Source organism: Flavobacterium sp. (assembly GCF_020217025.1).
Taxonomy (GTDB): Bacteria; Bacteroidota; Bacteroidia; order Flavobacteriales; family Flavobacteriaceae; genus Flavobacterium.
Genome location: NZ_JAIWOF010000009.1, coordinates 1 through 10,000, shown reverse-complemented (window position 1 = coordinate 10,000; position 10,000 = coordinate 1). Strand labels below are relative to the sequence as shown.

Genomic DNA, 10,000 nt, shown 5'->3' with positions numbered 1-10,000 from the left:
AGCCAAAAATTTTTAAAAGCTCCAAAAAACTCTTTGTTTTTAGAAAATTTTATTATTAATCCGATTATTATCAGTCCTGTAGGAGCTAAATAATTATTAATTTCTTGAAATGCCATTTTATATAGACTAATTATATTATTGATTTTATCAAAAATCCAAAAGAAGTTATTGCTAAAAAAAATATGATAATCCAATTTTGAATTACACTAACCTTTGTGCCAAATTTAAAAAATATTGGATTCTCATCACGACCCGATAACCACCATTTATGAATTCGGTAGTAAAGAAATGAGGCTAGCCCAAATAAAATGCTTAAAATTAGATTTTCATTTAGCATTGTTTTTTTCTTCAAATATAAATAAATTCCCTCCAACTGTAACATTTTCCCTCGTTGCTCTACTTATTAGTAATAGCTCAGTATTATGCTTTTATATTTACGATTACTTTCAGAAAGTTTCAGTTTTGCCATTAACGCGTTGCGCAACAATAAATTGCGTACACTTTTGTCGTTGTTAGGCGTTACCATTGGTATTTTTTCCATTATTGCGGTGTTGGCTGCGGTAGATTCTATGGATAAAAAAATTAAGGAAGATTTGAGTGATATGGATATGAATACCATTTACTTAATGAATTTTTCGTTTGGTCCGTCTGAAGTGCCTCGTTGGAAAAGAGAACAATTTCCGAAAGTAACTTACGATGAATTTGAATATTTGAAAAAAAGTGTTCCTAGTATTGAAAAAATTTCTTTTAATTTCTTTGCTAGAAACGAAAGTGTAAAATACGAATCCAATACGGTGAATTCTATTCGAATGAAACCTTCAACGGAGGAATTTTTCGATATTGAACCTGTTAAAATTGAAACCGGGCGTTTGTTTAATGAAGCCGAGTCCAATTCAGGTAGCCCAGTTATTGTGATTGGAAGTGAAGTAGCAAAAGGGTTGTTTGAAAATAGAGATCCTATTGGAAAAAAAATTCGTTTGTACGGACAAAAACTAACCGTTATTGGTGTGCTGAAAAAACAAGGTCAAGGCATGTTTGGTGATAGTAATGATGTGGCCGTATTTTTCCCAGTGAATTTTTTAAGAAGAATGTATGGCGATGAAAATGATGCTTTGCGTTCTGCAATTTTAATAAAGCCTGAAAAAGGAGTTGATATTGAAGAATTTAAAGCGGAATTAACTCAAAAACTGAGAAATTTTAGAGGAGTAAAAACGGGAGATATTGATAATTTCTTCCTTAATGTATTGTCAGGTTTTACCGATTTTATTGATAATATCGTAGGACAAATGAATATGATTGGTTGGATTATCAGTGCCTTTTCGCTTTTGGTAGGAGGTTTTGGAATTGCCAACATCATGTTCGTATCGGTAAAAGAACGTACCAATTTAATCGGAATTCAAAAAGCTCTTGGGGCTAAAAATAAATTCATTTTGTTTCAATTCTTGTTTGAAGCGGTAATTCTTTCATTAATTGGCGGAATTGTAGGAATGTTTTTAGTTTGGATTATTGCCATCGGACTTTCAGCAGCTCTTGATTTTGAATTTGTCTTGAGTGCCGCAAATATGTTATTAGGTTCTGGTTTAGCAGCGTTAATTGGATTGATTTCTGGAATTATTCCTGCAATTTCGGCCTCAAAATTAGACCCTGTAGAAGCCATTCGAAGCGGAATGTAATTTTTAGTATATTTGGAGATTAATATCCCAAATTGAAAAAGCAAATCATTAGTATCTTTTTGCTATTTATGTTGATAGCGCCTGCTGTTGTAACCTATTCTTGGCTTCAACAAAGAAAGCGCGTTGTTAAAAAAGAAGTGAAATGGAAAATGATTGCGGGAATTGATAAAAAGGAATTGGTTCTTCTAAAATTTTCCAAAGCTGAAACAACTAGTAAATTAAAGTGGAAACATTCTAAAGAGTTTGAATTCAACAATCAAATGTATGATGTTGTGGATAAAGTAGTTTCAAAAGACTCTATTAAGTATTGGTGCTGGTGGGATTTTAAAGAAACGAAATTAAACAAACAATTAGATGATCTTTTGGTTGGTGTTTTTGAGAACGATTCAGAGTCTGAAGAGAAACAAAATTTAGTTTATAAGTTTTATAAATCGCTTTATTTGCCACCTGTTTTTTCATGGTTACCCTTTATAGATAAAAATCATACTATTGTGGTTAATATGTGTGATGATTTTTATCAATCAAAGTCTTTAATTTTAGATTTGCCTCCACCCAATATTTATTCTTAATCTTTTTAATTAATTAGGATGCTGTTATAAAGTAATTCGTTATTAAATACATGTTTAAGTTAGAATAAATAATCCATAAAAATGAAAAAAATTATTTTTTATGCTGTAGTGTTATTGCCTTTTTTAGGGTTTTCACAAACGGCACAAGATACCACTGCTACTGAATTGAATGAAGTGGTTGTTTCTAATAAAGTTCCCAAAAAATATACGCAGTTACCAAATCAAGTTGAGGTAATTACGGCAAAACAAATCGACTTTCAAAACTTTCAGAGTACGGCAGAAATGCTTTCTAATTCCGGGTCATTATTTGTGCAAAAATCGCAACAAGGTGGCGGAAGTCCAGTAATTAGAGGTTTTGAAGCGAGTAGAGTTTTAATCACAGTTGATGGTGTTAGAATGAATAACCTTATTTTTAGAGCAGGTCATTTGCAAAATGTTATTACGGTTGATGAAAATATGTTGGAAAATGTGGGTGTTTTCTATGGTCCTTCTTCTACGTTATTTGGTAGTGATGCACTTGGTGGAGCAGTAGCAATGACAACTAAGGACGCTAAGTTTTTAGATCAAGCACATAACAAGTTCACAGGAGGAGTTAATACGCGTTATAGCAGTGTAAATGAAGAAAAATCAGCGGCTCTATATTTGAATTATGCCACTTCAAAATTCGCTTCTATGACTTTCTTTTCTTTTAATGATTTTGGTGATTTAAAAATGGGTAAAGAACGAAATCATAATGGCGATTATTTTGGCGAAAGACCTAACTATGTTTCAACAGTTGGTGGCGTTGATCAATTGAACGTTAATAGTGATCAATACACCCAAGTAGGTTCGGCTTATAAGCAGTATAATTTCATGCAGAAATTTGCCTACAAAACAAATTCAGGATATTTACACGGTTTAAATTTGCAATATTCAACGACATCCGATATTAATCGTTATGATAGATTAACCGAAACGGCTGGTTCAGGATTGAGATTTGCACAATGGTATTATGGTCCGCAAGATCGATTGTTAGCGATTTATTCGTTACAAAAAGAAAAAGCGTTTTTAAATAGTGATTTAAAAATTAATGTAGTCTATCAAAATGTAAAAGAAAGTCGTCATAACAGAAGATTTGGAAACTACAATTTACAACACAACGAAGAGAATGTAGATATGTTTTCGGTTTCGTTAGATTTGGATAAGAAATTTACTAAAGGAGAATTGTTTTATGGTTTTGAATCGTACTATGAAACTTTAAAATCAACGGCTTATGCTAATAATATTAATACAGGAGTTGTAACTGACATCAACACGCGTTATCCAAACGGCGATAACAATATGATGCGTAATGATTTGTATGTTTCTTACAACGAAAAAATGTCGGATAAAACATTTTGGAATGTTGGAGCAAGAGCAGGTTATACAACTTTGAAAAGTACTATTGCTGATAATGCTGTTTTTCCATTGCCTTTTTCTGATATTTCTCAGGGAAATTTCACTTATAGTGGAACTTTAGGAATCACACATAACACGTCAAAAAACTTTGCTTTAAAAGGAAATATAGCTACAGGATTTAGAGCGCCAAATATTGATGATTTAGCTAAAGTGTTTGAATCAAGAGCAGGATCTTCTTCTTCATTAGGAATTTTAATTGTGCCAAACGAAGATTTAAAACCAGAAAAAACCATAACCGGAGATTTAGGAATTGTTATTCAATCGGATTCTAAAAAAATAAAATTAGAAAGCACGTATTTCTATACAAGAATGTATGATGCCATTGTAACAGATGATTTTACATACAACGGACAAAGTATTATTAACTACAACGGATTTGATGCTCAAGTGAAAGCGAATCAAAATAAAGGAAAAGCTTTTGTTACTGGATTTTCAACTAACGTAAGTGCTTATATCATTTCTGATTTATTATTTAGTGCTAATTTCAATTATACGCTTGGTAGAGTAGTGGAAGAGGGTTCACAACGTCCATTAGATCATATTGCGCCTTATTTTGGTAAAGTAGGATTGTCATACACACATAATAAACTTAACTTAGAAGGTTATATGTTGTATAACGGTAAAAAAGACATTCAAGATTATTCAACAAGTGGTGAAGATAATGCACAATATGCGCCAGCTAATGGAATGCCAGCTTGGGAAACTTATAATTTTAAAGCAGGTTTCCAAGTGTTAAAAGGAGGAACTCTTTTTGCAGGAGTAGAGAATATTTTAGATACACAATACAGAGTATTTGCTTCAGGAATTAACGCTCCTGGTAGAAATATTTATGGTGGAATTAAATACACTTTCTAAGAATATAAAGAACAAAAAAAATCCCGATAGGAAACTATCGGGATTTTTTTTATCTGATTGGTTGATTTTGAATTAAATCTAAATACAAGTTTATTTTGTTTTTCAACTCTTTTCTGTGAGCGATGAAATCTAAGAATCCGTGCTCTAATAAGAATTCTGACGTTTGGAAACCTTCTGGTAAATCTTTACCCGTTGTATCTCTTACAATACGTGGTCCTGCGAATCCAATTAATGCTCCTGGTTCTCCAATATTGATATCTCCAAGCATAGCATAAGAAGCAGTTGTTCCACCTGTTGTTGGGTCAGTACATAATGAAATGTATGGAATTCTTTCTTCAGCTAATTGCGCTAATTTTGCTGATGTTTTAGCCAACTGCATCAAAGAGAAAGCTGCTTCCATCATACGCGCTCCACCTGATTTAGAAATCAATACAAACGGAATTTTGTGTTTGATAGAATAGTCGATAGCTCTTGCGATTTTTTCTCCTACTACAGCTCCCATAGAACCACCAATAAAAGCAAAATCCATACAAGAAACTACTAAATCTTTTCCTTTTGATTTTCCAACTCCTGTACGAATAGCATCTTTTAATTTCGTTTTATCCATTACGTCTTTTAAACGATCACTATATTTTTTAGTGTCTTCAAATTTTAATGGATCTTTAGATGTTAAGTTCGCATCTAATTCTTTGAATTCGTTATTGTCGAATAAAATTTCGAAATATTCTTTACTACCAATTCTAACATGAAAATCATCTTCTGGGCTAACCCATAAGTTTCTTGCTAATTCATCAGTATCAACAATTTTTCCTGTTGGTGATTTATACCATAAGCCTTTAGGAACATCTTTTTTGTCCTCAGTAGCTGTTGTAATTCCTTTTTCTTTTCTTTTAAACCAAGCCATAATTTTAATGGATAATGAATAATTGACAATTACATAATTATCAATTATCAAATGTTAATTATAAAGTATTTACGTTATTTAAATCGGCAAAAGCTTGTTCTAAACGTTTGTTGAACGTAACTTCTCCTTCACGAACCCATTTTCTTGGATCGTAGTGTTTTTTATTTGGACTATCAGCTCCGTCTGGACTTCCGATTTGTGTTCTTAAATAATCGATTTTAGATGTCATGTAATCACGAATTCCTTCAGTGAATGCAAATTGTAAATCGGTATCAATATTCATTTTAATAACTCCGTAAGAAATAGCTTCTCTAATTTCTTCTAAAGTAGAACCTGAACCGCCATGGAAAACAAAATCAACTGGATTGTGACCTGTGTTGAATTTATTTTGAACATATTCTTGTGAGTTTTTAAGAATTTTTGGAGTCAATTTTACATTTCCTGGTTTGTAAACACCATGTACATTTCCAAAAGAAGCTGCGATAGTAAATCTTGGACTTACTTTCATTAATTCTTCGTAAGCATAAGCTACCTCACTAGGTTGTGTATATAATTTTGAGCTATCTACATCTGAATTATCCACACCATCTTCTTCACCACCTGTGATTCCTAATTCGATTTCTAATGTCATGCCCATTTTACTCATTCTTTCTAAATATTTTTTAGAAATTTCGATGTTCTCTTCGATTGGTTCTTCAGATAAATCAATCATGTGTGAACTGTATAATGGTTTTCCAGTTTCAGCAAAATGTTTTTCAGAAGCATCTAATAAACCATCAATCCATGGTAAAAGATTTTTTGCACAATGATCGGTATGTAAAATAACGGTTGCGCCATACGCTTCTGCTAAAGTGTGAATGTGTTTTGCACCAGCAACCGCTCCTAAAATAGCCGATTGTTGATTCTCGTTTGACAATCCTTTACCTGCATTAAATTGAGCTCCACCATTAGAAAACTGAATAATAACTGGGGCATTTAATTTTGTAGCAGTTTCTAAAACACCATTAATAGTACTAGATCCAACAACATTTACAGCAGGTAATGCAAATCCTTTTTGTTTTGCGTAATTAAAGATTTCTTGTACTTGATCTCCGGTAGCAACACCAGGTTTAATATTGTGACTCATAGTTGATTGTTTAATATAGTTGTGCAAAAATAATAATTTAAAAAATTAGAACGGATAATTAATACCAAAATTTAGCACTGTTTTGCTAAAGTTCACACCTTTCATCCATCGGTCGCCTACTTCTCTTCCTGGGTCGTAAGCTTTGTAGCCTAAATCGAAACGGAAAACAAAGAAATCAAAATCGTATCGTAAACCAATTCCTGAACCAAAAGCTAAGTCTTCAAAAGAACTAAATCCGTTAAAAGTGTAGTTTTTATCAGTCACGTTATCAAATAAATTCCAAATATTTCCTATGTCAGCAAAGAAAGCACTGTAGAAATTTCCTCCCACTCTAAAACGATATTCTAAACTATATGCTAATTTAAAATTGGCTTCATTAAAGTCATTAACACCACCACTTCTTCCTGGTCCAAGACTATATGCTTGCCAACCTCTGTTGTCGTTAGAACCTCCCGAAAAATAACTTCGTGAAAAAGGAATCGATTGCGCATTACCGTAAGGAACTGCTAATCCTGCAAAAGCTCTCATAGCTAAGGTGTTTTTCTTTCCAAAATCCCAGTGCTTAATAAAATCAACTTCTCCTTTTATGTATTGGGAGTATTCAATTCCAAACATGGTTTTGTTTCCGTTTGAACTTAAAGGTTCGTTTTTTGTATCAGCTAATAATGACAATACATTTCCTGCCGATTCAATTTTTGTTCGAATGGAGTAAAAATTATTGTCTAATAAATTAGCTTTAGTATTTCTAAAAAAGGTTAATGCTGAAGAAACAATTAAGTTGTTTTCAATTAAACGTTCTCTTCTTTCTCCAATACTTCTAATAATTTTGTATTCGTTATCATTTGAAGTTAAAGCAGTTTCTCCATTTTGAACATCTTGAATGAAATTTATGGCGCCTTGTGGAGTTAAATTATCGCCAACAATATTGCCGGGATCAACATTATAAGTCTGAGCCAAATTATTTAAAGTGTTATAAGAAGAGGAGTAAACATTAAAATAGTTTTCTGGATTTAAGTTTTTAATAAATTGAATACTTAATAAGTCAAATCGAAGCGTGTGTTTTTGTTTTGGAATCCAATTGTATCCAAATACTCCGGTTAAATTTTCTTTATCCAATCCAATGTTTCGCTGACTGGTTAAACCAATGTTGGCATTAGTAGTAGGTAACATTTCTTTTTTAATGATATTTCGAGTGTTTACTGGAAAAACAATTCTTGGAAAACTAAGCTTTCCTTCTAAACCATATTCAGAAATGTTAAAAAATACATTGTTTGGATTTGCTAAATCTTTTGATGAACCAATATTTCCTTTTGCAGATAACTCAAATATTTCGGCTCTTTTAAATAAGTTTCGCCATGTAAAAGACATTCTTCCGCTTATCCCAAATTCTTGAACATCAGATGTAGTAACATCTAGTGATGGCTGCCAAATGTATTTTGGTTTACTCATCAAATAAATGTTAGCAATAAGCGAAGTATTTGTACTATCATTTGGGTCTTCAATGTACTCGATATTTGGATAGTTAAATACTTTTAAATTACTTAATGATTTAGAAGTTAGCGTTCTGTCATTATCACTAAATAACTTCCCTTTTTCAATAAAAATGGCGTTTGTGATTGCTTTGGGTTTGTATTTTAATTTTCCCGCACTATAAATATTGAAGTTTTTGTACGTAACACTATCATTAAATTGATTGCGTTCCTTTTTAGACGTATTGTTGGTAAAAATATTAACCTGACTAATTTTATATATCGAAAAAGGACGTTTTACCAAAGTATCTCCATCTTTTACATAACGGTCTTCAATTTTTAAATTGATGTCCATTTTTTGAACAGAATCATCAATAATAGCGTCATATTTTACATTGCTTTCTTGAAAATGATATACACCATTGTTTCTTAAATATTGAGTAATTCTTTTTCTTTCGGTGTCAAAATTATTGTAACTATATTGATCTCCTTTTTTAATAAAAGATTTTTTTTCTTGAAGCGAATATAAGCTATCAATAACAGGCGTCTCGATGTTTTTTGAGATAGAATCAATAAAATAAGGTTTTCCTGTGGTTACTTTATAAACTACTTTTCCTTTTTTCTTTCCTACAGAATCTACTTCCATAGTTACTTTATTTCGGATGTAACCACTGTTGTAATAATAACCGCTAAGGCGATCTTTTGATTTATCTGCTTTTTTCTCGTCAATAATTACAGGAGCTTCCCCTGTTTCTTTCATGAAATTGTGTATTCCACTAACAAAAAAAGAGTTTCCTAATCTGGCTACTTGTTTTGCTGATAAAAATCGATTTAGTCTTTTAATTCTATTTGGTTTACGATTTAACCAAGCTTGGTAAGAAGAATCTGGATTTGGTTTTGCAGCATTGTACAACAATAAACCAAAAGGGTAATTTAAAAAACGAGTATTGGGTTGTTGCACTACTAAATTATTAATGCGATCCTCCTTTGCCAATTCGTCATTTACGAACACCTCGTTTTTGGTCAATAATTTTTTACTTTCGGGAACTCGCTTAACCTGCGAGCACGAATAAATTATTGTTCCTATTACAAATAATAATGTTATTTTTGATAAATTATTTCTCAAAGCACTTTTTAAAAGTTAGTCAAAAATACAATTTTTATGGTTAGTAAAAACCAAATTAAACTAATAACGAGTTTACAACAAAAAAAATATAGAAAACAAGAACAACTTTTCTTTGCCGAAGGCGTAAAGGTAGTTCAAGAATTGTTACATTCTAACTTTGAATTGCAAGATTTGTTTACAACAAAGCAAGATTTTCTTACAGTTTCAAAAGACAAAGTTCATGCCATTTCTGAAGCCGAATTAAAAAAAATAAGTGCTTTAACCACTCCAAATACTTGTTTGGCCGTTTTTAAAATTCCGAAAGCAAAAGAAATGGTTGAAAAAGGGCTAATAGTAGCTTTAGACGATGTTCGCGACCCTGGGAATTTAGGAACAATTATTCGCTTGTGCGATTGGTTTGGAATTGAAACGTTGTTTTGTTCTGAAGAATCGGTAGATATTTATAATCCTAAAGTAGTGCAAGCTACGATGGGGTCTATCAGTAGAGTAAATGTGGTGTATGGAAATTTAGAAACGTTTTTATCGCAAACTAAACTGCCTATTTTTGGTACTTTTATGGATGGAAAAAATATTTACCAAGAAGAATTACCCAAAGAAGGAATCATTATCATGGGGAATGAAGCCAACGGAATTTCAACTTCGGTTGAAAAATTAGTTTCAGATCGCATTGCTATTCCAAGATTTGGAAATCTTCAAGTTACAGAAAGTCTTAATGTAGCTACTGCAACCGCAATAATTTTAAGCGAATTTAAGCGAAAATAATTTTTTAGTGGAATGCAAAATTGATGAAAAAGCCACGTGTTTTCATTTCTTGCACATTTCCTGTCCAAGGGCTTCCTGG

The 10,000-nt window shown here is 32.0% G+C and carries 7 protein-coding genes; 4 read left to right on the top strand and 3 right to left on the bottom strand.

Annotated features, from left to right (window positions below; all coding sequences use genetic code 11):
* The first annotated feature begins 422 nt into the window (after nucleotides 1–422).
* From LDL23_RS00395 to LDL23_RS00385, 3 genes are all read left to right on the top strand, one after another.
* Entirely contained in the window at nucleotides 423–1,673 is a 1,251-nt protein-coding gene (locus LDL23_RS00395; protein ID WP_291263935.1) for an ABC transporter permease, read from the top strand.
* A gap of 32 nt (nucleotides 1,674–1,705) precedes the next feature.
* Nucleotides 1,706–2,242, top strand: a complete 537-nt coding sequence (locus LDL23_RS00390) for a hypothetical protein (protein ID WP_291263934.1) — start codon at nucleotides 1,706–1,708, stop codon at nucleotides 2,240–2,242.
* A gap of 81 nt (nucleotides 2,243–2,323) precedes the next feature.
* A complete protein-coding gene (locus LDL23_RS00385) occupies nucleotides 2,324–4,534 on the top strand; it encodes a TonB-dependent siderophore receptor (protein WP_291263933.1) in 2,211 nt (736 codons plus the stop codon).
* A gap of 49 nt (nucleotides 4,535–4,583) precedes the next feature.
* Here LDL23_RS00385 and accD read toward each other — a convergent pair whose 3' ends face one another.
* Genes accD through LDL23_RS00370 form a run of 3 tightly spaced genes read right to left on the bottom strand, consistent with a single transcriptional unit; the run spans nucleotide 4,584 to nucleotide 9,159 of the window.
* A complete protein-coding gene (accD, locus tag LDL23_RS00380; protein ID WP_291263932.1) occupies nucleotides 4,584–5,438 on the bottom strand; it encodes an acetyl-CoA carboxylase, carboxyltransferase subunit beta in 855 nt (284 codons plus the stop codon).
* Nucleotides 5,439–5,496: 58 nt separating this feature from the next.
* On the bottom strand, nucleotides 5,497–6,564 hold the full coding sequence (gene fbaA, locus LDL23_RS00375; protein ID WP_291263931.1) for a class II fructose-bisphosphate aldolase: 1,068 nt from the start codon (nucleotides 6,562–6,564) through the stop codon (nucleotides 5,497–5,499).
* 45 nt (nucleotides 6,565–6,609) lie between these two features.
* Entirely contained in the window at nucleotides 6,610–9,159 is a 2,550-nt protein-coding gene (locus tag LDL23_RS00370; RefSeq protein ID WP_291263930.1) for a BamA/TamA family outer membrane protein, read from the bottom strand.
* 36 nt (nucleotides 9,160–9,195) lie between these two features.
* Between LDL23_RS00370 and LDL23_RS00365 the strand changes: the two genes are divergently transcribed.
* Complete coding sequence (locus tag LDL23_RS00365; protein WP_291263929.1) at nucleotides 9,196–9,921, top strand: RNA methyltransferase; 726 nt, start codon at nucleotides 9,196–9,198, stop codon at nucleotides 9,919–9,921.
* Nucleotides 9,922–10,000: the final 79 nt, after the last annotated feature.